Raw genomic sequence first — 25288 nt, forward strand, 5'->3', positions numbered from 1 at the left:
TCGGCGGTCAGGTCGTCATGACGTGGTTCGCGATTCCACGTGGCTCAGGCTCGGGTCGGATTCATGGATCGCAAGGCAGTTCTGCCCCGCGTCGTAGGTCCGGTACCCATGATCGGCCAGCATGCGAACGAGCGCAGCCTTGTCGGTCTTGATGAATTCTGCATGAATCACGGGGTGGTGCTGCCGGATCGTGGCGTTGGCCCCTTCCAGCACCTTCAGCTCCATCCCTTCGACGTCGATCTTGATCAGATCGCAGCGGCTCAGATTCAGGGAGTCCAAGGTGATCATCGCCGTTTCAGAGCCGTTGGCCTGGGAATAATCGATCTTCTGGCCGATCTGCTCCGTGCCGGGGCGTTGCGTCACCTCCAGACTTCCGAAACTCGCGGGTACCTGATGGCTTAAGGTCGGCACCCAGGTCTTGCCGGTTTCCGATGAGATAACCGCGTGCATCGCCCGCGCGTTGAAGCAGTTGTTGATGGCGATGTTGCCGGCAAGGGCGTAGTAGACCCGTTCCTGGGCTTCGATGGCAAGGATCGAACCCCAGCCGTCCATGTGCTTGGACCATTCGATGGTGTGAACGCCGATGTTAGCCCCGCAGTCGATGGCGACCACGCCGTCGCCTCGGTAGGTTCTTCGCAGTGCAAGAAGACCCTTGGTCAGCTCGATTTCCGTGACGTCGAACGCACCGTGCTCGAGAATCTGAATCCCCACGCCAAAGGTGTGATCGCCGGCGGTGTGGTAGTCGAGCCGATTGACGATCAGCGGGCCATGCGCCGACGCTGCGATCACAAACGGGACCTTGCTGGGATTGCGGCTCATCGATTTGTGCTTCTTTGTTTCTGCCGTTCCGGGGCGAGCGGCTGCGAAGTGGTACTCGCTGAGGTTTTCGTCCGTTGACGCGGTTGTCAATCTCGCTTACGGTTCAGCGGTATTTTAGCGTTCTTTGTATATTCAGGGCAGGGGATATTCGTGAATGCAATTGCCGTCGCGCCGGCGATCGGGCTGAAGCGTCCGATTGACCATGGGGCCGACCAACCCAAAGTGATCGTTGATCGGTCGACCACCGCCGTACCTGCCAAGCCGGAAGCTGTTGCGCCGGATGCCGAAACGCCGAAGCGCGCCTATCCGGCGGCTGCCGAACTGCCCACGCAAGTCGGTCCAAAAGGACTGCGATTCGACTTCAATGACGGCGCCCGGGTCGTTTGTCCCGAAGCCGAAGGTCCTTGGCGCGTGCGTCTTTGGGACGCCGAGACCGGCAATGTTCTGTTCGAGACGCAGTTCGCGGGCGGACGCGTCAACAGCTCAAAGCGCTACTACATTCGCTTCCGTATCGAGGTCTTGCAGGGCGAGAATGTCATTTTCTCGCATGAGTACAACGCGACGGATCGTCACGTCCTGATCCAGCTTCCGATCGGCACCCTCGGCGACACGATCGGCTGGTTTCCCTATGTGGAGAAGTTCAGGCAAGCTCACAATTGCAGGCTGACCTGTGCAATGGCGGAGAAGTTGATTCCGCTGTTTCGCGATGCCTATCCGGAGATCAACTTCGTCACGCATGAGGAAATTCAAACCGACCGGTACTACGCCACGTACAGCGTCGGATTGTTTTTCGACGACAAGAATTTCGTCTACCAGCCGTGCGACTTCCGCTTTGTGGGGCTGCACCGCACCGCCGGATACATCCTCGGTGTCGATCCGACCGAGGTGGCGCCGCGCATCTCGCTGGCCGATGATCAAAGACCCATCCCCGAGCCCTACGTTTGCATCGCGGTTCAGAGCACCACGCAATGCAAGTACTGGAATAACCCGAACGGCTGGCGCGAACTGACGAGTTTTCTCAAGCAGGCCGGCTACCGCGTGATCTGTATCGATCAGAAGCCGACGCACGGCCACGAGTTGGTATGGAATCATATTCCGAACGGCGCGGAGGACTGGACCGGTGACCGCCCGATTCAGGAGCGGGCGAATCTGCTCAACCATGCGGACTTTTTCATCGGCCTTTCCAGCGGACTTGCCTGGCTGGCCTGGGCGGTCGGCACCCCGGTCGTGATGATCGCGGGCTTCACGCATCCGACAAATGAATTTGCTACGCCCTACCGCGTGATCAATTATCACGCCTGCAACAGCTGCTGGAACGATCCGGCGGTTCGATTCGACCACAAGGATTTTTTCTGGTGCCCCCGCCACAAGGGGACGCCGCGTCAGTTCGAGTGCACAAAGCTGATCACCGTGGATCATGTGAAGTCGGTGATCAGAACGATTCCCGGATTCAAGCTCTAGCCTATTTCAAGCACTGACCATTTTTTGGGGGGGCGCGCTGCCATGAGCACGACTTTTGTAAGCTCGGGTGTTACCAGCTCTGGACTGATCGAAACGGGAGGCAATACGCTCGAGGTCCTCGGCGGAGGCTCAGCAACCCAGACGACGCTGAGTAGCGGTGGCCAGCTCCTGGTCGATTCCGGCGGCTACGCGGTAGGGACCACGATTTCCAACGGCGGCAGTGCCGTCGTCAGCGCGGGCGGCGGGGCCGATCGCTTCGCCGTCTCGAGTGGCGGCACGCTCAACGTGGCGGGGACCGTCAACAGCTTCACCGCGGTGTTCACCGGCGGCGTCGAGAACATCGAGGCCGGCGGGTTCATCTCCGGAGCCATCGGCTCGGGGACCGGCATTTCCGGCGGCACCGTCAATGTGCTGGCGGGCGGCTCGGCTTCATTCCTGTCGGTTTCGAGCGGTGGCGTCTTCAACGTAGCCGGCACGACGCTCAGCATGATCGGGGTCCGTAACGGCGGCGTCGAAAACGTACTGTCGGGCGGTTTCATTTCGGGGGCAACAAGTTCCGGGACCGGCGTTTCCGCCGGAGGCATATTGAACCTTTCTGCCGGCGGGTCCGCGGTCCACGTTGGCGTTTCGAGCGGCGGCACGTTCAACGTGGCCGGTAGTGTGCTCAGCAACACCGCGATCTACGCCGGCGGTGTCGAAAACGTCCTGGCGGGCGGGTCGATCTCCGGAGCGAGCGGATCCGGGACCGGCGTTTCGGGCGGTACGTTGAACCTGTCGGCGGGCGGCTTGGCGTCCTACGTCGGCGTCTCGGCCGGCGGTGTTTTCAACGTCGCCGGTACGGTGCTGAGCTCTGTCGGCGTGTACAGCGGCGGCGTCGAGAACGTGCTGTCGGGCGGCGTGGTGCAGGGTGTGTCTGGAGGCTTTGGCACCGCGATCTCCGGCGGCACGGTGAACGTGCAGTCGGGCGCGACCGCGACCGCGATGTTCGTCTATGCGAGCGGCGCGCTGAACGACAGCGGCATCGTCACCAATCAATTCGTACTCAGCGGCGGCGTTGAAACCGTCTCGTCCGGAGGCCTCGCGTCGGGCGTGCAGGTTTCGGGCGGCGGTCTGCTCGACATTCTCGCCGGCGGCTCGGCGACGAATGTCGGCGATGCCGGGAGGGTCATCGTCGAGGCCGGCGGCACTGCCGACCACATCCTGGTTTCGTCCGGCGGTGTGCTCAGCGTCGGCGGCACCGTCACCAGCAATACAGGCGTCCTGGCAGGCGGCGTCGAGACCGTGCTGTCTGGTGGATTGATCAGCGGGGCCAGCGGCTCGGGGACCGGCATTTCGGGTGGTACGGTAAACCTTCTGGCCGGGGGCTCGGCGGTCTTTGTCGGCGTGTCGAGCGGCGGCACGTTCAATGTGGCGGGCACCGTGCTCAGCAATGGCTTGGTGTTTGCCGGCGGTGTCGAGAACGTGCAGTCCGGTGGTCTGATCACCGGAGCCATCAGTTCGGGGACCGGAGTTCTCGGTGTATTGAACGTTCTGGCCGGTGGTTCTGCGGCGTATGTCGGTGTTTCGAGCGGCGGCACGTTCAACGTGTCGGGCACTGTGCTCAGCAATGTCGCTGTCTATGGCGGCGGTGTTGAAAACGTTCTCTCGGGTGGCGTCGTCACCGGCGTTACCGGTTCCGGGACCGGCGTATCCGGCGGCACGGTCAACGTCCTTGCGGGCGGTGCACTGGATCACCTGACGGTGTCGAGCGGCACGCTGAATGTCTCCGCCGGCGGCACTGCGCACAACATTGCGGTGTCGAGCGGCGGCACGTTCAATCTTGCCGGCACGACGACGAGCAACACGATGGTGTCGGGCGGCGGTGTCGAGAACGTGCTGTCCGGTGGACTGATCTCGGGATCCTTCACCGCGGGGAACGGAGTTATCGGCACTTTGAATCTTCTTGCCGGTGGTTCGGCTACTTACGTCGGTGTGTCGAGTGGCGGTACGTTCAACGTGGCCGGTACCGTACTCGGCAATGTTGGCGTCTTTGACGGCGGCGTTGAGAATGTTCTCTCGGGTGGCGTGGTCACCGGCGCCCCGGGCCTCGGGACGGGCATATCCGGCGGTACCGTCAACGTATCTTCCGGCGGTGCGCTGGATCATCTGACGGTTTCGAGCGGCACGCTGAATGTCTCGGCTGGTGGCACGGCACACGACGTTACGGTGTCGAGCGGCACCCTGAATGTTGCGGGCACGATCATCAGCAATACGCTGGTCACCAACACCGGTGTCGAGAACGTGCTGTCCGGCGGGTTCATCTCCGGCGCATCGAGTGCAGCGACCATCATTCTCGCTGGCGGCACCGTGAACGTCCTGGCCGGTGGTTCGGCCGAACACGTCGGTGTGTCGAGCGGCGGCATCTTCAATGTCGCGGGCAAGGTGCTGAGCAATACCGGTGTCTACGCCGGCGGCGTCGAGAACGTCCTGTCCGGTGGATCGATCTCGGGAGCGAGCGGATCCGGCACCGGAATTTCGGGCGGTACGTTGAACCTGTCGGCTGGCGGCATGGCCGCCTTTGTCGGCGTGTCGAGCGGCGGCATCTTCAACGTGGCCGGCACGGTGCTGAGCAATGCCAGCGTCACCAGCGGCGGCGTCGAAAACGTGCTGTCCGGTGGATTGATCACCGGAGCCGTCAGTTCAGGCACCGGCATAAGCGCAGGCGGCGTATTGAACGTTCTGGCCGGCGGCACGGCGGCTTTCGTCGGCGTCTCGAGCGGCGGCATATTCAACGTATCGGGCACCGTGCTCAGCCGCGTGGGCGTTTATGCTGGCGGTGTCGAGAATGTCTTCTCGGGTGGTGTCGTCAACGGGGCCGTGGGCTCCGGGACGGCCGTCTCCGGCGGCACGGTGAACGTCTTTTCGGGCGGCGCACTGGATCATCTGACCGTTTCCAGTGGCGGCGTGTTCAACGTTGCTTCCGGAGCCACGGCGCACGACATCGCGGTGTCGAGCGGCGGCACGTTTAAGCTTGCCGGGACGACGACGAGCAACGTCTTCGTGTTTGGCGGTGCTGAGGTCGTATCGTCCGGCGGCTCCACAGGTCCGGTCACGATCTCCGGCGGTCTGGTCGAATTGCAGGCCGGCAGCATTGCGACCGGCGGCATCACGTTCAGCGGGTCCGGAGGTCAGCTCAAGATCGACGGCACCTCTTTGGCCGGCACCACCATCAGCAGTCTGGTGCTGGGCGACAGCATCGATCTGGCGGGCCTCAATTTCGTATCGGGCGGGTCGGCGACCTTGCTGGCCGGCAACGTCCTGCATGTCACCGAGGGGGCTTCCTCCTTCGATCTGCAGCTTGATACGACACCTGGCGTGCGGTTCAGCGTCGGCACCGATGGCGGCACGGGTACGCTGGTCACGACGCGCGCCGACATCGCGCCGGTGACGTCAGCGTCCAACGTGCAGGCAACCCTGAACGAGACCTCTGCGCTCGCGTCCAGCCTCTTTACGGTGTCGGACGCCGATGGTGATCCGATCACCCAATATGCATTCTGGGACACGCAAGGTAACGGACACTGGACCGTCAACGGCGCCGTGCAGGCCACCAACGCCGAGATCGATGTTGCGGCGGCGAACCTGTCGCAGGTGAGCTATGTGTTCGGTCCAAGTGGCTCGAGTGATACCCTTTATGTTCGCGCCAATGACGGCACGGTTTGGGGCGGCTGGACCCAGTTTACGGCCAAGGCATTTGTCGACACTCCGCCGACCGTGAACGCAGTCAACGTGACTGCGGCGCACGGCCAGACGTCGATTGCCGCATCCAGCCTGTTCACGGTGAGCGATCCGGACGGCGACACGATGACTCAGTACGCGCTCTGGGACACTGGAGGAAGCGGCCACTGGGTGGTGAACGGTGTGGCGCAGGCTGCCAACACCGAGATCGACATCACGGCGGCGCAACTGTCGCAGACGAGCTACGTCTTCGGGCCGACAGGATCCGCCCCCGATACGTTGTACATCAGGGCGAACGACGGAACGTTGTGGGGAGGCTGGACCGCGTTCACGGCAACCCCGGGCCCCGATCAGGCTCCGGTGGTGACGGCGCAGAACGTGACCGCCAATCACGGCCAGACGTCGGCGCTCGCTTCGAGCCTGTTCTCGGTCTCCGATGCCGAGAACGATGCGATCACCCAGTACGCATTCTGGGACACCGGCGGCAGCGGTCACTTTGTGGTCAACGGCGTCGCCCAGGCGGCCAATGTCGAGATCGACGTTTCGGCGGCGAACCTCTCGCAGGTCAGCTACGTGTACGGACCGGGCGGCTCGACACCGGATACGCTCTACGTGCGGGCCAACGACGGATCGAAGTGGGGCGCCTGGACCGCGTTCACGGCAACCCCGGGCCCCGATCAGGCTCCGGTGGTGACGGCGCAGAACGTGACCGCCAGTCACGGCGAGTTTTCGACGCTCGCCTCGAGCCTGTTCTCGGTCTCCGATGCCGAGAACGATGCGATCACCCAGTACGCGTTCTGGGACACCGGCGGCAACGGCCACTTTGTGGTCAACGGCGTCGCCCAGGCCGCCAATGTCGAGATCGACGTTTCGGCGGCGAACCTGTCGCAGGTCAGCTACGTGTTCGGTCCCGGCGGCTCGACACCGGATACGCTCTACGTGCGGGCCAACGACGGATCGAAGTGGGGCGCCTGGACCGCGTTCACGGCAACCCCGGGCCCCGATCAGGCTCCGGTGGTGACGGCGCAGAACGTGACCGCCAGTCACGGCGAGTTTTCGACGCTCGCCACGAGCCTGTTCTCGGTCTCGGACCCCGAGAACGATGCGATCACCCAGTATGCGTTCTGGGACACCGGCGGCAACGGCCACTTTGTGGTCAATGGCGTCGTCCAGGCCGCCAACACCGAGATCGACGTCTCGGCGGCGAACCTGTCGCAGGTCAGCTACGTGTTCGGTCCCGGCGGCTCGACGCCGGACACGCTCTACGTGCGGGCCAACGACGGATCGAAGTGGGGCGCCTGGGCCGCGTTCACGGCGACCCCGGGACCCGATCAGGCTCCGGTGGTGACGGCGCAGAACGTGGCAGCGGTTCACGGCGAGTTTTCGACGCTCGCCTCGAGCCTGTTCTCGGTCTCGGACGCCGAGAACGATGCGATCACCCAGTATGCGTTCTGGGACACCGGCGGCAACGGCCACTTTGTGGTCAACGGCGTCGTCCAGGCCGCCAACACCGAGATCGACGTCTCGGCGGCGAACCTGTCGCAGGTCAGCTACGTGTTCGGTCCCGGCGGCTCGACGCCGGACACGCTCTACGTGCGGGCCAACGACGGATCGAAGTGGGGCGCCTGGGCCGCATTCACGGCCACACCAGGCCCCGACACGGCTCCGGTGGTGACAGCATCGAACGTCTCCGCAATCCACGACCATTCGGTCGCGGCCTCGAGCCTGTTCTCGGTCTCGGACGCCGAGAACGATGCGATCACCCAGTACGCGTTCTGGGACACCGGCGGCAACGGCCACTTCGTGGTCAATGGTGCCATCCAGGCCGCCAACACCGAGATCGATGTCTCGGCGGCGAACCTGTCGCAGGTCAGCTACGTGTTCGGCCCCGGCGGCTCGCCGTCGGATACGCTCTACGTGCGGGCCAATGACGGCAGCGAGTGGAGCAACTGGAAGGCCTTCACGGCCACCGCAACCAACCAGGCGCCGACGGTCGCGGTCGCCAACGTCGTGACGGTCTCGGGGCAGGCCTTTGCCGCCGCGAACCTCGTCACGGCGACGGACGCCGACGGCGATGCCATCACGAAGTATGCGCTGTGGGATTCCAACACCAACGGGCGCTGGAACGTCGGCGGCACCAACGCGCAAGCGAATACCGAGATCGACATCACCGCGGCGCAGCTCTCCCAGACGACCTATCAGGCCGGCTCGGGCACCGACCAGCTCTGGATCCGGGCCTATGACGGCATTGCGTGGGGAGCCTGGCAGTCCTTCAACGTGACCGGCGAGAGCCCGAGCAGCGCCACCATCGCAGCGGGCACCACCCTGGAATTGCCGGGGGCGTCGAACGCCACCGTCGCATTCCAGGGCTCGACGGGGACGCTGAAGCTCGACAATTCCGCGAGCTTTGCGGGAACGGTCGCCGGGATGACCACTTCGGACAGGTTCGATTTTGCGGACATCAATTTCGCAAATGTCCACGCCCCGTCGTTCAGCGGAACCAGTACGAACGGAACGCTCACGGTGACGGATGGCACCGTTACGGCGAGCATTGCGTTGCTGGGCAACTACATGAACACCGTATTCGTAACTTCGAGTGATGGCCATGGCGGTACGTTCGTTCTCGACGGAGGCGTAACGCTGCCGGCTGCGCCGCCTCCGTCCCCGCTCGCGCAGCCGCATAGTGCGTGAGGACTGGAAGATGGAGCAGGTGGCGCAACCGCTGAGATAGGGTGGTTCCGCCTGCTTCCGGCAGAGACGAAAAGGCCCGCCTCCCGGCGGGCCTTTTTCGTAACTTGCAGTGCGTCTCGATCCTGCACAGCTCACGGAGTTGAGCTGTTGCAGGCTATCTCCGCGGACTGGTCATCGGCATTCGGGTCGGCGGCGGCGGTGGCCCAGGCGAGCTCGACGAGTGTCACGATCCGCCGGCCGGCACCGTCAAGCTGGCAGACGATCAGGCCCTGCTCCTCGATGTAGGTCAAAAGATGCCGGGCGCGGCGCAGCGAGTGCGTGCCATAGGCGCGGGCGATCGCTGCATCGCTCGGGCAGGGCCAGCCTTCCTTGGCGGCGCGGGCGATCATCATGAAGACACCCTGCATGTCCTCGGGCAGGATGGCGGCCCGCAGCGAGACGTCCTGCCACGCGTCGTCCTCAGCCATCTCGGTGCCGAGCCCGGCGCGGGCGCGCGTCAGCATGCGGCGGAAATCGGCCAGCTCCGGCACGACGGCACCGAGACCCTCGATCCGGCAGCGGACCACGAACTCCTGATAGAGTACGCCGATGGCGCGGAAGCCGGCGTCGGGCTCGGCGAGGATCGCGCGCAGGATGCGATCCAGCCGCTCACGCCGCTCGGCCAGCTGTTCGGCGCTGAGTGGCGGTTCCGCGGCTTCGGGATCTTGCTCCGGTCCTGTTGGCTTGGCGGCCATCAACTGGCTGAGCAGGTCGGGCGACGGCGCGCGGCGCGGAGGTCTGGCCGTTGTTTCGGGCGGCGGGGCCGCGAGGATGATGGCGCGTGCATCCTCAAGCGCCGCTTCAGGCAGCGGCATCAGCCGCGGCGCCGCGTTGCGCGGTTGCGTGTCGGTCGGACCGATGCGCAAGCCCAGCGGACGGCGGGAGAGTGCGGGTCCCAGCGCCATGAATTGTCCGCGCTCCAGGTCGCGGAACGCTTCCGCCTGCCGCCGCTCCATGCCGAGCAGGTCGGCGGCGCGCGCCATGTCGATATCGAGGAAGGTCCGGCCCATCAGGAAGTTCGATGCTTCGGCGGCGACATTCTTGGCGAGCTTGGCCAGCCGCTGGGTCGCGATGATCCCGGCAAGCCCCCGCTTGCGGCCGCGGCACATCAGGTTGGTCATCGCGCCGAGCGAGAGCTTGCGCGCCTCGTCGGAGACTTCGCCCGCGATCGCCGGCGCGAACAGCTGCGCCTCGTCCACCACCACCAGCATCGGATACCAATGGTCGCGGGCAACCTCGAACATGCCGCCGAGGAAGGCCGCGGCGCGCCGCATCTGGTTCTCGGCGTCGAGCCCCTCGAGATTGAGCACGGTGGAGACACGATGGATGCGCACGCGCTCGCCGGCGACCTGCAGGCTGCGCTCGGTATGGTCCTCGGCATCGATGACCAGGTGGCCGAATCGCTCGGCCAGGGTCACGAAGTCACCCTCGGGATCGATGATGGTCTGCTGCACCCATGGCGCGCTCTGCTCCAGCAGCCGGCGCAGCAGATGAGATTTGCCGGAACCCGAATTGCCCTGCACCAGGAGGCGCGTCGCCAATAGCTCCTCGAGGTCGATGGCCGCCGAAGCGCCGGCCGTCGTCTGTCCCATCTCGATCGCTACGGTCATGTGCCTCGACTCAAATTGTCCTTGCGGCATGCCGCTTAACAAGCCGATCGCGCCGCGTCGAGCGCACCGCGGCATGATCCCCAGGCGCGACCGGGACTTCGACAACGGCGATGCTCGTCTGGCGAGATGACGATTGATCGAGCTACTACAACGTGTTTAATTTGCTTGCCTGTCTGGTGAAGATTCCGTTCGCGTCAATTTCGGTTCAGATGCGCGGTCCGGCCGGTTCGGACCCGCTCTCCATTCAATCAGCCCGTCGAACGCGATGCCTGAGTTCAATTATGACGCATTCATTTCCTATCGCCGGTCCGACGGGATTGCCGTTGCACGGTGGCTGAGACGTGCGCTTGTCGGCTTTCGTCTTCCTGCCGCGCTGCGCGGCGTCTATGGCCGGAAGCTGTGCGTCTATCTCGATTCGGCCTATGAACGGGGCACCAGCGACTTCTACGAGCAAAGCATCAAGCCGGCGCTGCTGTCCTCGCGATATCTCATTGTCGTCGCGACGCCGAATGCGATGCGGCGGCCGGGAGGTGTCGAGGACTGGATCGAGCGCGAGATCCGGGATTTCTCGACGGGCCCCGGTGCGGGTAACGTCATCGTCGCCAGGGGCGCAGGCGATTTCGACGGTCCGCTGCCCGGCGGCTTGAAGGATGCGTTCCCGAATATCGAGATCGTCGACTTGAGAGGTGCGGGACGATTCTGGTTCCTGAGCTTTTCGCGCGTCGTCCGCCTGAGCGCGGAAAAGCTGAAGATCGTCGCGCCCCTGTTCAACATCCCGCCGGACGAGATGCCCCGGCTCCGGCAGGAAGAGGAGAAGCGGCAGCAGACGCAGTTGGGCGCCGTCGCGGGCGCGACGCTTGGAACGCTGCTCGCGGTGGGCAGTCTCAGTGTGGTCGCCTTGATCAACCAGCACAAGGCGATCCGTGCCAACGACGACAGCATGTTCGCGGCATCCAGCATGGTTGAGGAGGCGGTCAATCTGAGCGCCGGCGATGCTTCCACTTCGCGGACACGCCGGCTCATCATCAGCCGCGGCTGCGACCTGCTCGACAAGGCGGATCAAGGGACGACGAACGATCCCCCGATCAACGGGGTTGTAACCTGCCGGCTCGAGCGCGGAGCCCGCCGCGAAGCGCTGCATGAAGACAAGGAGGCGCGCAAGGAATTCAACGACGCCATTGAACGCGCGGCGCTGAGTCATCAGAACCGCGCGCGCGTTGATGCGGCATTGGCTCTCCTGCAGGCACGCCAAGCCTATGCCGAGTATCTGATGCGACAGAAAGATACGGATGGCGCCAGCCACGCATATGCCGATCTCCTCGAGGACGCCCGGCGGCTCGGCAAGGAGCATGATGGGCGCGCGCAAATTGTCCGGTTCGAGGCCGAGGCGCAGGGCCAGACGGGCGACCTGCACGCCGCCGCAAATCGCCACCAGGAGGCGGCCGACAGCTATTCCGCTGGTGCCGATGCGCTGAAGCGCTTGCTCGACGCCCGCAGGTCCGACGGTCGCACCGAGGATGATCAGGTCGTCGCATGGCGGGTGCGCCTGTTCCGGCTGGCGGGCCAGCAATATGTCACGCTTGATCGGCTGGATCCCGCGGCCGAGCAGTTCAAGCTTGCTGTCGGTGCCGGCTCATCCGATGACGGCAAGCCCGCCGACGTGTCCGTCGCGTATGAGGTGGCTATCGCCCAAGCGTACACGCTCCTGATCGAGCGCAAGCGCGGAAATGCCGCCGCTGCCGCCGAGGCCAAACAGGGCGCCCTCAACACCATCGCCGCGATCGCGGGCTCCGGTGCAGGGGCTGACCTCGGGCAACACGTCGCCGATCTCAAGCGCTGGATCGAACAGCAGGGGAATTGAGGGTGGACATCTTCGGCAGCGCGCGCCTTGTGACCGCAACGCTGGCATCGTTTGTCGTGAGCGCGACCGTGCTCGGCGGCGCCGGATATTCAGCGTCGCGTATCCTGGTCGCGCCGCAGCGAGACGTGTTCCGGGCCGCGGCGTTTGACATGGAGCTGGCGCGCGGCTGGTGGTGCGAACTGGACGACAGTGAATTTGTTTGCTCACCGCCCGGCAAGCCTCCCCATGCGGCCATCGCGATCATCGCGATGAAGGAGCGCAATGCGCAGGACAATTTGCAGGCCTACGAGGACCACCTGAAGCAGCGGCAAAGGATCGGTGATGAAGCTACGGGCAAGCTGTCCGAGGTACGCTCTGTTGGACGCACGACGATCGGTTCGCACCAATGGGTCGAGGCGTTGCATTCCGGTTCGGAACTACCCAATTTCGACACCTACTATCTTGCCACCAACACGTCGGAGCTCGGCATTCTCGTCACTCTGTCGGTGCACAAGGACTACGCCGACAAATATGTCGCCGAACTCAAGCAAATGATCACAACGCTCAAGATCTATCAAAGGTGAGCACGCCGCGACACCTCACGGTGCCGCTGCCGTTACTCGGCTTCTTCACCAATGGCGTAATCGGTCTGCCGTTGATCGCCCTCGCGCCGGAGACGGCCGGCAAGCCGCTCGCGAAATAGCAAGCGCAGGCGGCTTGGGAGAGCGGGTCAGACCGCAACCTTGATCCTGCGGTTCTGGCGGCCCTTGTTGTCGATCTTGACGATGCGCGCGGGTCGCGCGCGCCCGGTCGACGCCAGATGCGTGCCGCCGCAGGCCTGGCGATCGAGGTCGAGGATTTCGACGATGCGAACGAGTCCATCCTCCCCGGCCGGCGGGGCGACGGCCTTGCTGCGGAACAGGCCGGGCACGGCCTGCGCTTCGTCGTGTGGCATGAAGATGCTGCTCACCGGAAGGTCCCGCCGAATGACCTCGTTCAGCGGCGCCTCAAGCGCCCGCAGCGTGTCATTGTCGGCTCCCGGCAGATCGAAATCGACGCGGAACGTGGCGTCGGCGTTGAGCTGGGCGCCGGTGAGAAGGGCGCCGCCGAACTGGGTATAGACCAGTGCATTGACGACATGGGCCAGCGTGTGCAGTTCGCACATCAGGGCGCGAAATGCCGGCTCGACCTCGAGCGTCACTTTGCCGGAGGGCAGGGCTTCGCCGGCAAACAGATGCCACAGGCCGCGTTCGTCGCGCTCAAGTCCGGTGATGGGCAGCACGCCGCCGGACCATCTCAGGATACCCTGGTCCGGAAGCTGCCCGCCCCCTCCAGGAAAGAACGGGGAGCGTTCGACGAGGACGGCGCCGGGCCTGGCGTCGCGCACCTCGGCTTCGAGCTGCAGGATGTCGGGATGATCGTGATAGAAGGCGCGCGACATCGATGACGCGCCTATTCCGCCGGCTTCGCGACCGCCTGCGCAGCCAGGGGCGGCTTCGGCGCCTTGTCGACCTTCTTCGACCACGAGCGGTAATAGGCGAGCACGGTCATCAGCACGATGCCGATCGCGCTGACCGCGATCTGCATCCAGAGGCTGCCGGAGACCTCGACCAGCACCACATGCGCGACCACGGCAAGGAAGACGCCCGAGCAGAACACCTCGAGCGACTGCTGGCCGCATTTGATGATCGGCTGGAATATCGGCCATTCATATCCAGCCCATTCGCGGGGCAGGAAGCGCGTGACGAAGAAGGCGAGGACCACGAAGTGCAGCACGCGATAGGGCGCGAGGTTGGTCTTGTCGTTCGGATTGAAGGCGTCATAGAGCCAGGCCGGCATCGCCTGGCCCAGTTCCGGGAAACGGCCCGCCAGCGTCATGACCAGTGCGAACAGCAGATAGGCGCCGCCGAGCCAAAGGAAGGCGCGCGAGCGGATGAATGTGATCGATTCGCTGGCGCCGCCGAGCGCGAACCAGCCGCCGAACACGAACAGGAACTGCCAGCAGAACGGGTTGAAGTACCATGAGCCGCCTGGATAGGCCGGCAGATTCCAGCCGAAATGGCGTGCGGCGAGATAGAGCAGGAACGAGGCCGCCAGCGTCAGATTGAGCTTCCGCAACATCGCCCACAGCACCAGCGGATAGACCAGCATCAGCGCGATGTAGAGCGGCAGCACGTCCATGTTGACCGGCTTGAAAGCCAGGATCAGGCCCTGATAGAGCGTCTCCGCCGGATTCTGCATGAAGCCCGCGACGTTGAATTCATTCTGCAGGTTGGGGTCGTGATAGCGCTGCGCGAGATAGCCGATCTCGGCGATGTAGACCACGAACAGCAGGACGTGCGCGACATAGATCTGCCAGGCCCGCTTGATCAGCCGGGTGGCGCCGATCACGGTGCCGCGCTCCAGCATCATGCGCGCATAGACAAAGGACGCGGTGTAGCCGGAGATGAACACGAACAGATCGGCCGCGTCGCTGAAGCCGAAATTCTTCTGCGTGATCCAGTTCACGGCGTTGTTCGGGATGTGATCGAGATAGATCGCCCAGTTGGCGAAGCCGCGCAGCAGATCGAGGCGATAGTCGCGGCCACGCGGCGGCAGAACAGCCCTGACGTCCATCGGTTCGCTCCCATCCCCAGTGCCCGCGAGTCCAACCGCGGGTCGCCCACGACATCATACTAGAACAGGATTTCGACGGTTGTGTATTGGTTTTTGGAAACGGATGGCCAGCAACAGCTGGCCAAACAACGATGAATTTGGATCAATCGTTTCCGCCGCGGACCTCTCCCTGGCAGACAGTGCGTAGGCCGGAGGCCGCACACCGGCGCAGCTAGCGCTGAACGAACCCGTTGTGCAGCGTGGTGAACAGCGTCTTGCCCTTCTTCAACAGATCGTATTTGCGGCCATAGAGCAGCCAGACCGCGGTCAGGTGGCACATGCCGCCCATCATCAGCGACATCGCGGTGTAGGGATCGAGATTGCGGCGATAGGTTCCGGCGCGGATCGCCTGCTTGATCAGCTGCACGTAACGCAGCGCGTATTTGTCGACCGCCTTCTTGACCCGCGGTTCGGCGGCAAGGACGCTCGGCCATATCTCCAGGAAGAACACGCGGCCCCAGCTCGGGTTGTCCTTGATGTACTGGAAGTTGGTCAGGAAGATGATGCGAAGCTGCTCGACGGGGTCAGCGCCCTTCACCAGCAGCGGCTCGGTCTTCTGATACAGCACCTCGAAATTGCCCTCGGGCACATCGAGCACCAGCGCGCGCTTGTCCTCGAAATAATCGTAGATGCTGGAGAGCGGTACTTTCGCCACCGCCGCGACCTCGGTGAGCGAGGTGCCGTCGATGCCCCTCTGGCCGAACAGCTTGGTCGCTGCCGAGAGGATCTGCTCGCGCCGATCGCGGCTGCGTTGTTGCTTGAGCTTGAGCGTCGTCCCCGAAGCCACTTCCTTCTCCCATCCCGCAAAACAGTAAGACAGCGGAAGTGGATCACCAAGAACTATTGCAACATAAAGTGGAAGAGGCCGTTGTCAGATTGGCGCGTTCCGCCGTTGATGGTTGCGGAACGCGTTGCGGGCGATGATCTGCCGCATGATCTCCGATGTGCCATCCAGAATGCGGACCACCCGCGTTTCGCGCCAGATGCGCTCGATCGGCAGGTCCCTGGAATAACCGGCACCACCGAACAGCTGCATGGTCGTGTCGGCCACCTGCTGCACCATGGCGGCGCCGGTATATTTGGACAGCGCCGCGGCGGCGGTGCGGGCGGCGGCATCGCTCTGGTCGTAGCGCCAGGCCGCCTCATAGGCGACAAGGCGCGCGGCGCGCTCGCCATGTCGGCGATCTGCCACTCGATGCCCTGATGGTCGCGCAGCTTGCGTCCGAACGTCTCGCGCGCCGAGACATGATCGAGCGCGTAGCCCAGCAGCTGGCTCGCTGCGCCGACGCAATAGGCGCCCCCATGCGTGCGCCCGGCATCCAGGCACCGCATCGCGATGGCAAATCCTTCACTCTCCTGGCCGAGCAGGTTTTCGCGCGGAACGCGGCAGCTCTCGAAGATCACTTCGGCATGCGCTGAGCCGCGGCCAGCATCGAGAGGCCGAGACCGCCGAATTGCTTCGGCGTGTTGGTGCCGAACAATCCCATCCTGCGCAGGCCGGCCATCGCGCTCTCCGGCACCTCGCCGGTTGCCTCGATCGCGGCATCGTGGGGCTTGAGCTCGCTGCGCACGAATTCGCGCACCCGGCCTTGCAGAATGCGGAGATCGTCGCGAAGCTCGAAATGCATGGCGGGCCCATATTTCGAATAATCTTCGAAAAACGTGCGCCGTCATTCCAGCGGTGTCAACATTTGCAGGAGCGCCGGCGAACAAGGCGGTGTGAGCAGGGTACTGGGTGAGAGCGGCCGGGAAGGTCGGAATTCTGTCCCCGATGGATTCCGCCGCAAGTTTGTCCATTTCTTGCGCGATAAAACCACGAGTTGTGAGTAGGCAGTTTGCTGGGGGAAGAAATGACGCTGCACTCGTTCCGATCGGCTCGTTCCGCACGCATCATCGTCGGCCTTGCCGCAGCCCTTGTCATCGGGCTTGCGTCGCCGGCCATTGCACAGCAGTCGCCCGCCGGCGGCGCGCTGGCCCGCGTGCTCGTTCTCGGCACCGGCGGAACCATCGCGGGCCAGGCCAATGCACGCGCCGGCAATGCCTATGATTCGGGCAAGGTCAGTGCGGCGAACCTGATCACCGCCATTCCGGGCATCGACAAACTTGCCCAGATTTCGGCCGAGCAGATCTCGTCGATCGGCTCGCAGGACATGAACGACAAGGTCTGGTTCGACCTCGCCAAGCGCATCCGCGCAGCGATCGACAACAAGGAAGTCGACGGCGTCGTCATCACGCATGGCACCGACACGATGGAGGAGACGGCGTTCTTCCTGCAAAACGTGCTGGACACCGACATGCCGGTCGTGCTGGTCGGATCGATGCGGCCCTCGACCGCGATCGGCGCCGATGGCCCGGCCAATCTCTACGAGGCGATGCGGGTCGCATCGGCGCCGGAATCCCGCGGCCGCGGCGTGCTGGTGGTGCTTGACGACACCATCCATGCCGCGCGTTGGGTGCAGAAGACCAATACCACCAGCGTCGAGACGTTCCGATCCCCGGATGCCGGTCCGGTCGGTTATGTCGACACCGGCTCGCTGCGCTTCCTGCAGCCGGCCGCACCAGCCAAGGGCGCCAAGCTGAATTTGCCTGACGCTGCGCCCTTGCCGCGGGTCGACATCATCTACTCCCACGCCAACATGGATGCCGCGCCGATCGAGGATGCGGTCAAGCGCGGCGCCAAGGGCATCGTGCTGGCCGGCGTCGGTGACGGCAATTCATCGAAGGGCGCGATCGATGCGCTGGCGGCCGCGGCGAAGCAGGGTGTCGTGGTGGTGCGGTCGACCCGCGTCGGCTCGGGCTATGTCAACCGCAACGTCGAGGTCGAGGACGACAAGCTCGGCTTTGCGGTCTCGCTCGATCTTAATCCGCAGAAGGCGCGCGTCCTGGCTCAGCTCCTGATCGCCAACGGCGTGACCGAGTCCGCGGCGGTTCAACAGGCGTTCGCGCGGTAGACCGTGAGTGTCGACGCGCCACCTGCGGGGCTCGCAGCGGCTGGTTCCTGGTGCGATTGCACTGCTCGCCGCGCCGCGAGCAGCAATGCGCGGGCTTCCGCGATGCGCGACATCACAGTGGTGACGGGAACGCCGGTGACCTCGGCGATCTCCTTGTAGGTGAGATCGAGATACTCGCGTAGTGCGATGACCTCGCCGAGTGGTTCGGGCAGCTCGGCGACGAGTTGCCGGATGGTCGGGGAGTCGCGCCGCTCCCGCGTCCTGCTCGCGCCGGCATCTGAGGCTGAGCCGCGGCGAGACTGCTTCTCCTGGCAGACGGTCTTGAGGATCGCGAGCAGCCAGGGCCTGATGGCGGTGCCGCGAAAGCCGTCGAACTGGCGCAGTGCGCGCAGATAGCAGTCCTGCACGGCCTGTTCGGCGTCCGCCTCGGTTCGCGTCAGCACCTGGGCGAACGCATAGGCATCGTCGAGCCACGGCAGCGCGGCGTCACGAAACTGCTGCGCCGTTTTATTCCCGGCTTTCGCACTACGCATCATAGGGTTGCATCTCGTGAATAGCTTTACCGTCAATCTGCGGAGTGGTATCAGGCTCCCCGCCGGAGTCGTGGACCGTCGCGCCAAGCGTAGGGACAGGAACGACATGCGCACGCCGGGAAGAACGCGATCGTTCGTCGCCTCGTATCGATCGATCGCGCTTTCGGAGCACGGATCATGTCCGAGACACAGGTGCCCAACCGGTTCTCGATTTTCCATCACGGGCTGGCGAAGGGGCCGGCCTATGAGGCCTGGCGCGAGGGCATCTGCCGCGGCTTCTGCCGGCTCGACGTCGGACCGACCGACGACAACCGCATCGATTGCCACAACGAGTTCACGCTGCTGCATACGGTCGCGATCGCGACGCCGCGCGGCGGCTCAGCCCGTTTTGCCCGCACCCGCGCGCTTCTGAGTGACGGCTGCGACGATTTGGTGCTGATATCAGCGACGCGCGGCTCGGTGCAGGTCACACAAGGCCGCAAGGCGATCGAGCTTAAGCGCGGGCAGATGTGCCTCACCGAGATGAATATCGTCGGCACGGCCGATCTCACCCAGTCCGGCAGCTTTACGACGACGCGGTTTCCGCGGCGCCTTTTGCTCCAGGTCGTCCCCATGGCTGAGACCCGGCTGGCGCGCCCGCTCGGCCGCGAGCCGGCCTTGAGCGCGATGATCGAGCGTTATTCGGCGCTCTGCACCGAGCTCGCCGGCGATCTCGATGTGTCGGGCCAGCAGGCGGCGGCGCATCATCTTGCCGATCTGGTCGGCCTCGTGCTCGGCGGCAGTGCCGAGACCAAGGAATTGGCCGCATGCGACGGCGTGGCGAAGGCGCGGCTCGATCTGATGAAGGCCGATGTCCTGAAGAATCTCGACAATGGCAGGCTCACGATCGGGGCCATAGCGAGGGCCAATGCGCTGAGCACGCGCCAGGCGCAACGCCTGTTCGCGTCCGAAGGGACCACGTTCTCGGAATATGTCCTGGAGCAGCGCCTGCTGCTGGCGCGCCGGCTGCTGCTGCACGCGCAGGGCGCCGGCCGCAAGGTCAGCGACATCGCCTATACGGCCGGCTTCAACGACCTGTCCTATTTCCATCGCGCATTCCGCCGCAGGTTCGGCGCAGCGCCGGCGGAGATGCAGATGGAATTGGGGCGCCGGCATTGAACACGTTGCGTTGCCGACGTAGATCAAGGGACCAGCTTCACCCCAACGCCTGTGCTCTCAATGCCTCTCTGGACCTGCGAACAATGCGGCGCGCAATTTCCTGAAACCGCGGTGCCGCCGCCGGCTTGCCCGATCTGCGAGGACGAGCGGCAATATGTGAACTGGAAAGGGCAGACATGGCTGACGCGCGAGGGTCTCGCGCAACGGCATAAACTGGTCTGGCGCGATGATCTCGGCTTGGTCGGGATCGCGCTCGAGCCGTCATTTGCGATCGGGCAACGCGCACTGCTGGTGCCCGACCGCGGCGGCTGCGTGATGTGGGACTGCGTGCCGCTGGCCACGCCCGAGGCGATCGCGCATGTCAAATCGCTCGGCGGGCTGAAGGCGATCGCGATCTCGCATCCGCATTATTATGGCGCGGTTGCCGACTGGAGCGCGGCGTTCGACGATGCACCGGTCTATCTGCACGGCGACGATGCGCAATGGGTGACGCGGCCCTATCGGTCGATCGTGCCTTGGCAAGGCGACAGCCATCGCATCTCCGAAGACATTCTCCTGGTGCGCGTCGGTGGGCATTTCGCCGGCGCCACCATGCTGCATTGGTGCAAGGGCGCGGACGGGCGCGGTGCGCTCCTGACGGGGGACATCGCGATGGTGGCGATGGACCGCCGCTCGGTCAGCTTCATGTACTCATACCCGAACTACATTCCGCTCAACGCATCCGCAGTCCGCCGCATCGCACGCGCGGTCGCGCCGCTGGCGTATGATCGGGTCTACGGCGCCTGGTGGGGCAAGAACATCGCAACCGATGCCAAGGCGGCGTTCGGCCGCTCGGTCGAGCGCTATCTCGCGGCGATCTCGGACTGACGGGTTCCGCCGGCTCGTCTTGCCAGGCGGCGCGATCGCGCTATATCAGGGCTTTCCCGCCACTTACCATTTGTCCGAGTTTCTGCATGACCACAACTGCCGCTGCCGAATCCCAGCCGTTCCAGGCCGAGGTTGCCGAATTGCTGCACCTGATGGTGCATTCGGTCTATTCCGAGACCGATATCTTCCTGCGCGAGCTGATCTCGAACGCATCCGACGCCTGCGACAAGCTGCGCTATGAGGCGATCGCCAATCCCGGCCTGATCACGGACGGCACGCCGCCGGAGATCAGGATCGTCCCGAACAAGGCGGCCGATACGCTGTCCGTTATCGATACCGGCATCGGCATGGAGCGGGCGGAGCTGATCGACAATCTCGGCACCATCGCGCGCTCCGGGACCAAATCGTTCCTGTCGAAGCTCACCGAGGCCAAGGACGGCGCCAACCTGATCGGCCAGTTCGGCGTCGGCTTCTATGCCGCCTTCATGGTCGCCGAGAAGATCGTCGTCACCAGCCGCCGCGCCGGCTCGGACGAGGTCTGGGTGTGGTCGTCGGAAGGAGGCAGCGGTTTCGAGATCGCGCCGGCGAGCGAGGAGGCTGCCAAGCGCGTCGCGCGCGGCACCGAGATCGTGCTGCACCTGAAGAAGGACGCCAAATATCTCGAGGCTTACGAGATCGAGCGCATCGTCCGCGAATATTCCGACAACATCCAGTTTCCGATCCTCCTGGTGCCGGAGGAGGGCGAGGCACGCCAGATCAACTCGGCGAGCGCGCTGTGGCAGCGCTCGAAATCCGAGCTCAAGCCGGAAGATTATGCGCAGGCCTACAAGCAGATCGCGGGCGCGTTCGACGATCCGGCGATGACGCTGCATTACCGCGCCGAGGGCCGGCAGTCCTATGCCGTGCTGCTGTTCGCGCCATCGCAAAAGCCGTTCGACCTGTTCCAGGTCGAGCGCAAGGGCAAGGTCAAGCTCTATGTCCGCCGCGTCTTCATCGCCGACGACGCCGAGCTGCTGCCGGCTTACCTCCGCTTCATCCGTGGCGTGATCGACAGCGAGGACCTGCCGCTCAACATCTCGCGCGAGATGCTGCAGAACAATCCGCAGCTCGCGCAGATCCGCAAGGCCGTCACCAGCCGCGTGATCGGCGAGCTGGAAACGCTCGGCGAAAAGGAGCCGGAGACCTTCACAAAGATCTGGGACGCGTTCGGCCCGGTCATCAAGGAAGGCCTCTGGGAGGACTTCGAGCGCCGCGAGAAGCTCCTGGCGCTGGCCCGCTTCACCACGACGTCGGGCGAGAAGCGCTCGCTGAAGCAGGTCGTCGACGACTTCAAGCCGAACCAGACCGAGATCTATTATCTGGTCGGCGACAGTGTCGAGCGGCTGAAATCGAACCCGAAGCTGGAATCGGCACGCGCCCGCGGCATCGAGGTGCTGCTGCTGACCGATCCCGTCGATGCGTTCTGGACCTCGGCGCCGCTCGAGTTCGGCGGCAAGCCGCTGAAGTCGCTGAGCCAGGGCGATGTCGATTTCGGCCTGATCCCGCTGGCCGACGACAAGTCCGACAAGAAGGACGAGCCGGCAGCCGATGCCGCGACCACGATCGCCGTGATCAAGGACGCGCTCGGTGAGCGCGTCTCCGACGTCCGCGCCTCGCAGCGGCTGACCGCGAGCGCATCGTGCCTCGTCGCCGGCGGCGACGCGCGCGATCGCGCGCTGGAGCGGCTGCTCGCCCAGCAGAACCGCGGCGAGATCACCAAGCCGATCCTCGAGATCAATCTGCGTCATCCGCTGGTCGCGGCGATTGCGACCGACACCGCGCAGGCGAAGGATCTGTCGCTCCTGCTGTTCGAGCAAGCGCAGATCCTCGACGGCGAGATGCCCGACGATCCCGCCGCATTCGCCAGCCGCTTGAACCAGCTCGTGCTGCGGGGATTGGGGAAGTAGGGGCGGCGCGCTTCGCCTGCCGGCCCCGTCATCCCCGCGCAAAGGCTTCGCCTTTGTCGCTGGAGGAGCGCGCTCTTGCGCGCGTCTCGAAGGATGCACGGCCGAGCTGTTGCAGCGGGGCCATGCATGCTTCGAGACGGCCGCTGCGCGGCCTCCTCAGCATGACGGACTGGGCCGTTCGTAGCCTGGGTGAAGCGAAGCGCAATCCGGGACACGTCCATCCGCGGATCGTGCGGCCTCCGGATTTCGCTGCGCTTCATCCGGGCTACGCATTTGTGAGAAAGGCAAGCTGACGGTGCCGCACCCCGGCGCTTGACAGGTCGCGGCTACTTGATGTTATGTTATAACATAACATCAAGCGAATGCCGCATGTCCCGCCGCCGCCTATCCCTCCAGCAACTGTTTGATCTCGATGCAAAAACTCCCCGTCACCATCTTGTCCGGCTTCCTCGGGGCTGGAAAGACCACTTTGCTGAACCACGTCCTGAACAACCGCCACGGCCTGAAGGTTGCGGTGATTGTGAACGACATGAGCGAGGTGAACATCGACGCCGACCTCGTCCGCGATGGCGGTGCGAACCTGTCCCGGACTGACGAAAAACTGGTCGAGATGAGCAATGGCTGCATCTGCTGCACCCTGCGCGACGATCTGCTGAAAGAAGTGCGCGCGCTCGCCGAGAGCGGCCGCTTCGATTATCTGCTGATCGAATCCACCGGCATCTCCGAGCCGCTGCCGGTCGCCGCGACCTTCGAGTTTCGCGACGCTGACGGCAATAGCCTCTCCGATGTCGCGCGCCTCGACACCATGGTCACGGTGGTCGACGCTGCCAATCTCCTGAAGGACTATGCCTCGACCGATTTCCTCACCCAGCGCGGCGAGGCGCTCGACGGCGACAAGCGCACGCTGGTCGACCTGCTGGTCGAGCAGATCGAGTTCGCCGACGTCGTCGTGTTGAACAAGGTCGATGCCGCGACACCGGCGGAGCGCGAAGCTGCCCGCACCATCGTGCGTGCGCTCAATCCCGACGCTGACCTCGTCGAGGCGAATTTTGCCAAAGTCCCGTTCGACCGCGTGCTCGACACCGGCCGCTTCGACCATGAACGTGCACAGCAGCACCCGCTCTGGCACAAGGAGCTCTACGGCTTTGCCGAGCACGTGCCGGAGACCGAGGAGTACGGCATCACAAGCTTCGTCTACCGCGCGCGGCGGCCGTTCGATCCGGTGCGATTTCACGGCTTCCTGCGTGAGAGCTGGCAAGGCGTGATCCGCGCCAAGGGCCATTTCTGGATCGCGACGCGTCCGAATTGGTGCGGCGAGATGAGCCAGGCCGGCGCGATCGTGCGAACCGAAGGCCTCGGATCGTGGTGGGCCGCAATCCCGCGCGAGCGCTGGCCGGATCATCCGGACTGGCGGCTGATGATGCAGCGGAGCTGGAACGATCTCTACGGCGATCGCCGGCAGGAGCTGGTGTTCATCGGCTCCGGCATGAACGAGGACGACATTCGTCGCCGTCTCGATGCCTGCCTCGTCGCCGGTCGGCCGGGCATGGACCCGCAGGCCTGGGCCAAGCTGCGCGATCCGTTTCCGCCGTGGAGAAGAACAGGCGAGGCAGCGTGAGGGGCATTTTGATCCGGCGCGTGATGCCTTCCCCGTCATCCTGAGGAGCGCGTAGCGCGTCTCGAAGGATGCACGGCCCGGCTGGTGGCCGTCGACCCTTCGAGACGCCGCTTCGCGGCTCCTCAGGGTGACGGGACCTCGCTCCACTCGAGCTGCGCTTTCAAAATCCGGTCCCAATCCGCGGCGTATCTGCTAGAGAGTCTTGCAGGGGCGAACACAACACGGCGTTGCGATGGCTGGCGGCAGCGAGGTCTTCTACGGCGGCATTCCGGTGTTTCGCGGCTTCGCGCGCCTGATGGATCCGGCGCTGTATGCGCCGCTGCCCGATGACTGGACGGTCGGCGTCGCCGATATCGTGGAGTCGACCAAGGCGATCGCGGCGCAGCGCTACAAGGCGGTCAACATGGCCGGTGCCGCGGTGGTTGCCTCCGTCACCAACGCGCTGGATGGCCGCGAATTCCCCTTCGTGTTCGGCGGCGACGGCGCGAGCTTTGCGGTCGCGCCGGCCGATCTCGACAAAGCGCGCGAGGCGCTGGCTGCGACCGCGCGCTGGGTGCGCGACGACCTCGATCTGGTGCTGCGGGTGGCGCTGGTGCCGATCGCCGCGATCCGCGCCGCGGGCGCCGATGTGCGCGTCGCGCGCTTCGGGCCGTCGGCCAATCTGTCCTATGCGATGTTCTCCGGCGGCGGTCTTGCGTTTGCCGATGCCGTAATGAAGCGCGGCGAGTTCGCCCTCGATCCGGCGCCTGAGGGCACGCAGCCCGATCTGTCCGGCCTGTCCTGCCGTTTCGAGGTGATGCCGTCGACGCGCGGCGTCATCCTCTCGGTGCTGGTGCTGCCGGCGAAGGACGCCGATCCCGCGGCCTTCCGTAAGGTGATCGAGGATATTGTCGTGCTGGTCGAGAAGAGCCCGGAGGCTGGACGGCCGGTGCCTGCAAATGGCCCGCCGCTGCGCTGGCCGCCTCAGGGCATGGAGTACGAGGCGCGTGCGCGGCGCGGCGGCTCGCTCGCACTGCGCCGTGCCACGGTGCTCGCGTTCACGCTGTGGGCCTATACGCTGATGCGGTTCAATATCCCGGTCGGCAAGTTCGTGCCGAAAAACTATGTGCGGCAGCTGGTCGAGAATTCCGACTTCCGCAAGTTCGACGACGGCCTGCGCATGATCCTGGATTGCACGCCGGAGCTCGCCGCCGAGCTCGAGCAGCGCCTGGTTGCCGCCGCCGCGCAAGGCATCGTGCGCTACGGCCTGCATGAGCAGGATGCCGCGATGATGACCTGCTTCACGCCGTCGGTGATGCGCGCCGACCACGTCCACTTCATCGACGGCGCCCGCGGCGGCTACGCCTCGGCCGCCACCGTGCTGAAGACGCGCGCGGTGTGAGTTGT

Annotated in this window: 20 protein-coding genes; 12 read left to right on the forward strand and 8 right to left on the reverse strand. The window is 64.7% G+C overall.

Annotated features, from left to right (window positions below):
* Positions 1-15: 15 nt before the first annotated feature.
* Entirely contained in the window at positions 16-819 is an 804-nt protein-coding gene (locus ACE10Z_RS06855) for an FkbM family methyltransferase (RefSeq protein WP_375787263.1), read from the reverse strand.
* A gap of 150 nt (positions 820-969) precedes the next feature.
* Between ACE10Z_RS06855 and ACE10Z_RS06860 the strand changes: the two genes are divergently transcribed.
* Positions 970-2280: an autotransporter strand-loop-strand O-heptosyltransferase gene (locus ACE10Z_RS06860; RefSeq protein WP_375787264.1), complete on the forward strand. Its 1311-nt coding sequence runs from the start codon at positions 970-972 to the stop codon at positions 2278-2280.
* 42 nt (positions 2281-2322) lie between these two features.
* Complete coding sequence (locus ACE10Z_RS06865; RefSeq protein ID WP_375787265.1) at positions 2323-8685, forward strand: hypothetical protein; 6363 nt, start codon at positions 2323-2325, stop codon at positions 8683-8685.
* A 131-nt stretch (positions 8686-8816) separates the two neighbouring features.
* Here the strand turns inward: ACE10Z_RS06865 and ACE10Z_RS06870 are convergent, their stop codons facing one another.
* Positions 8817-10334 (reverse strand): helicase HerA domain-containing protein, encoded by a 1518-nt coding sequence (locus ACE10Z_RS06870; RefSeq protein WP_375787266.1) that lies wholly within the window; start codon positions 10332-10334, stop codon positions 8817-8819.
* 514 nt (positions 10335-10848) lie between these two features.
* Between ACE10Z_RS06870 and ACE10Z_RS06875 the strand changes: the two genes are divergently transcribed.
* The 3 genes from ACE10Z_RS06875 to ACE10Z_RS06885 are packed head-to-tail and all read left to right on the forward strand — an operon-like array spanning position 10849 to position 12877.
* Entirely contained in the window at positions 10849-12195 is a 1347-nt protein-coding gene (locus ACE10Z_RS06875; protein ID WP_375787267.1) for a hypothetical protein, read from the forward strand.
* 2 nt (positions 12196-12197) lie between these two features.
* A complete protein-coding gene (locus ACE10Z_RS06880; RefSeq protein WP_375787268.1) occupies positions 12198-12758 on the forward strand; it encodes a hypothetical protein in 561 nt (186 codons plus the stop codon).
* A complete protein-coding gene (locus tag ACE10Z_RS06885) occupies positions 12755-12877 on the forward strand; it encodes a hypothetical protein (protein WP_375787269.1) in 123 nt (40 codons plus the stop codon). Before ACE10Z_RS06880 ends, ACE10Z_RS06885 begins: the two co-directional genes overlap by 4 nt.
* A gap of 27 nt (positions 12878-12904) precedes the next feature.
* Here ACE10Z_RS06885 and ACE10Z_RS06890 read toward each other — a convergent pair whose 3' ends face one another.
* The 4 genes from ACE10Z_RS06890 to ACE10Z_RS06905 form a co-directional block, all read right to left on the reverse strand.
* On the reverse strand, positions 12905-13615 hold the full coding sequence (locus tag ACE10Z_RS06890) for an alanyl-tRNA editing protein (protein WP_375787270.1): 711 nt from the start codon (positions 13613-13615) through the stop codon (positions 12905-12907).
* Positions 13616-13626: 11 nt separating this feature from the next.
* Entirely contained in the window at positions 13627-14790 is a 1164-nt protein-coding gene (locus ACE10Z_RS06895; RefSeq protein WP_375787271.1) for an OpgC domain-containing protein, read from the reverse strand.
* Between the two features lie 211 nt (positions 14791-15001).
* A complete protein-coding gene (locus tag ACE10Z_RS06900; RefSeq protein ID WP_375787272.1) occupies positions 15002-15616 on the reverse strand; it encodes a TetR/AcrR family transcriptional regulator in 615 nt (204 codons plus the stop codon).
* Positions 15617-15700: 84 nt separating this feature from the next.
* Positions 15701-16021: an acyl-CoA dehydrogenase family protein gene (locus ACE10Z_RS06905; RefSeq protein ID WP_375787273.1), complete on the reverse strand. Its 321-nt coding sequence runs from the start codon at positions 16019-16021 to the stop codon at positions 15701-15703.
* 11 nt (positions 16022-16032) lie between these two features.
* On the opposite strand from ACE10Z_RS06905, the gene ACE10Z_RS06910 reads away from it, so the two are divergent.
* Complete coding sequence (locus ACE10Z_RS06910) at positions 16033-16248, forward strand: hypothetical protein (protein ID WP_375787274.1); 216 nt, start codon at positions 16033-16035, stop codon at positions 16246-16248.
* On the opposite strand, the gene ACE10Z_RS06915 is transcribed toward ACE10Z_RS06910, so the two are convergent.
* Complete coding sequence (locus tag ACE10Z_RS06915) at positions 16230-16457, reverse strand: acyl-CoA dehydrogenase family protein (RefSeq protein WP_375787275.1); 228 nt, start codon at positions 16455-16457, stop codon at positions 16230-16232. The genes ACE10Z_RS06910 and ACE10Z_RS06915 overlap by 19 nt on opposite strands.
* 222 nt (positions 16458-16679) lie before the next feature.
* On the opposite strand from ACE10Z_RS06915, the gene ACE10Z_RS06920 reads away from it, so the two are divergent.
* The gene (locus ACE10Z_RS06920; RefSeq protein WP_375787276.1) at positions 16680-17780 is read left to right on the forward strand and encodes an asparaginase; all 1101 of its coding nucleotides are present in this window, start codon (positions 16680-16682) and stop codon (positions 17778-17780) included.
* Here ACE10Z_RS06920 and ACE10Z_RS06925 read toward each other — a convergent pair.
* Positions 17759-18313, reverse strand: a complete 555-nt coding sequence (locus ACE10Z_RS06925; protein ID WP_375787277.1) for a sigma-70 family RNA polymerase sigma factor — start codon at positions 18311-18313, stop codon at positions 17759-17761. The genes ACE10Z_RS06920 and ACE10Z_RS06925 overlap by 22 nt on opposite strands.
* A gap of 177 nt (positions 18314-18490) precedes the next feature.
* On the opposite strand from ACE10Z_RS06925, the gene ACE10Z_RS06930 reads away from it, so the two are divergent.
* The 5 genes from ACE10Z_RS06930 (at position 18491) to ACE10Z_RS06950 (ending at position 25283) form a co-directional block, all read left to right on the forward strand.
* A complete protein-coding gene (locus ACE10Z_RS06930; RefSeq protein WP_375787278.1) occupies positions 18491-19471 on the forward strand; it encodes an AraC family transcriptional regulator in 981 nt (326 codons plus the stop codon).
* Between the two features lie 60 nt (positions 19472-19531).
* Positions 19532-20338, forward strand: a complete 807-nt coding sequence (locus ACE10Z_RS06935) for an MBL fold metallo-hydrolase (protein ID WP_375787279.1) — start codon at positions 19532-19534, stop codon at positions 20336-20338.
* Between the two features lie 86 nt (positions 20339-20424).
* Positions 20425-22284 (forward strand): molecular chaperone HtpG, encoded by a 1860-nt coding sequence (gene htpG / locus ACE10Z_RS06940; protein ID WP_375787280.1) that lies wholly within the window; start codon positions 20425-20427, stop codon positions 22282-22284.
* 412 nt (positions 22285-22696) lie between these two features.
* On the forward strand, positions 22697-23902 hold the full coding sequence (gene zigA / locus ACE10Z_RS06945; protein ID WP_375787281.1) for a zinc metallochaperone GTPase ZigA: 1206 nt from the start codon (positions 22697-22699) through the stop codon (positions 23900-23902).
* Between the two features lie 232 nt (positions 23903-24134).
* Complete coding sequence (locus tag ACE10Z_RS06950) at positions 24135-25283, forward strand: DUF3095 domain-containing protein (RefSeq protein WP_375787282.1); 1149 nt, start codon at positions 24135-24137, stop codon at positions 25281-25283.
* Positions 25284-25288 lie beyond the last annotated feature (5 nt).

Origin of the sequence: Bradyrhizobium sp. Pha-3 (genome assembly GCF_042258615.1) — a bacterium.
In the GTDB taxonomy this organism is placed as follows: Bacteria; Pseudomonadota; Alphaproteobacteria; order Rhizobiales; family Xanthobacteraceae; genus Bradyrhizobium.

Excerpts from the sequence above, each read along its gene's own strand:
- ACE10Z_RS06855 (WP_375787263.1), bottom strand. The coding sequence starts at position 819 with ATGAGCCGCAATCCCAGCAAGGTCCCGTTTGTGATCGCAGCGTCGGCG.
- ACE10Z_RS06895 (WP_375787271.1), bottom strand. The coding sequence starts at position 14,790 with ATGGACGTCAGGGCTGTTCTGCCGCCGCGTGGCCGCGACTATCGCCTC.
- ACE10Z_RS06950 (WP_375787282.1), top strand. The coding sequence starts at position 24,135 with ATGGCTGGCGGCAGCGAGGTCTTCTACGGCGGCATTCCGGTGTTTCGC.
- ACE10Z_RS06935 (WP_375787279.1), top strand. The coding sequence starts at position 19,532 with ATGCCTCTCTGGACCTGCGAACAATGCGGCGCGCAATTTCCTGAAACC.
- ACE10Z_RS06915 (WP_375787275.1), bottom strand. The coding sequence starts at position 16,457 with ATGCATTTCGAGCTTCGCGACGATCTCCGCATTCTGCAAGGCCGGGTG.
- ACE10Z_RS06925 (WP_375787277.1), bottom strand. The coding sequence starts at position 18,313 with ATGCGTAGTGCGAAAGCCGGGAATAAAACGGCGCAGCAGTTTCGTGAC.
- ACE10Z_RS06910 (WP_375787274.1), top strand. The coding sequence starts at position 16,033 with ATGGTCGCGCAGCTTGCGTCCGAACGTCTCGCGCGCCGAGACATGATC.
- ACE10Z_RS06870 (WP_375787266.1), bottom strand. The coding sequence starts at position 10,334 with ATGACCGTAGCGATCGAGATGGGACAGACGACGGCCGGCGCTTCGGCG.
- ACE10Z_RS06930 (WP_375787278.1), top strand. The coding sequence starts at position 18,491 with ATGTCCGAGACACAGGTGCCCAACCGGTTCTCGATTTTCCATCACGGG.
- htpG (WP_375787280.1), top strand. The coding sequence starts at position 20,425 with ATGACCACAACTGCCGCTGCCGAATCCCAGCCGTTCCAGGCCGAGGTT.
- ACE10Z_RS06890 (WP_375787270.1), bottom strand. The coding sequence starts at position 13,615 with ATGTCGCGCGCCTTCTATCACGATCATCCCGACATCCTGCAGCTCGAA.
- zigA (WP_375787281.1), top strand. The coding sequence starts at position 22,697 with ATGCAAAAACTCCCCGTCACCATCTTGTCCGGCTTCCTCGGGGCTGGA.
- ACE10Z_RS06875 (WP_375787267.1), top strand. The coding sequence starts at position 10,849 with ATGCGGCGGCCGGGAGGTGTCGAGGACTGGATCGAGCGCGAGATCCGG.
- ACE10Z_RS06865 (WP_375787265.1), top strand. The coding sequence starts at position 2,323 with ATGAGCACGACTTTTGTAAGCTCGGGTGTTACCAGCTCTGGACTGATC.
- ACE10Z_RS06920 (WP_375787276.1), top strand. The coding sequence starts at position 16,680 with ATGACGCTGCACTCGTTCCGATCGGCTCGTTCCGCACGCATCATCGTC.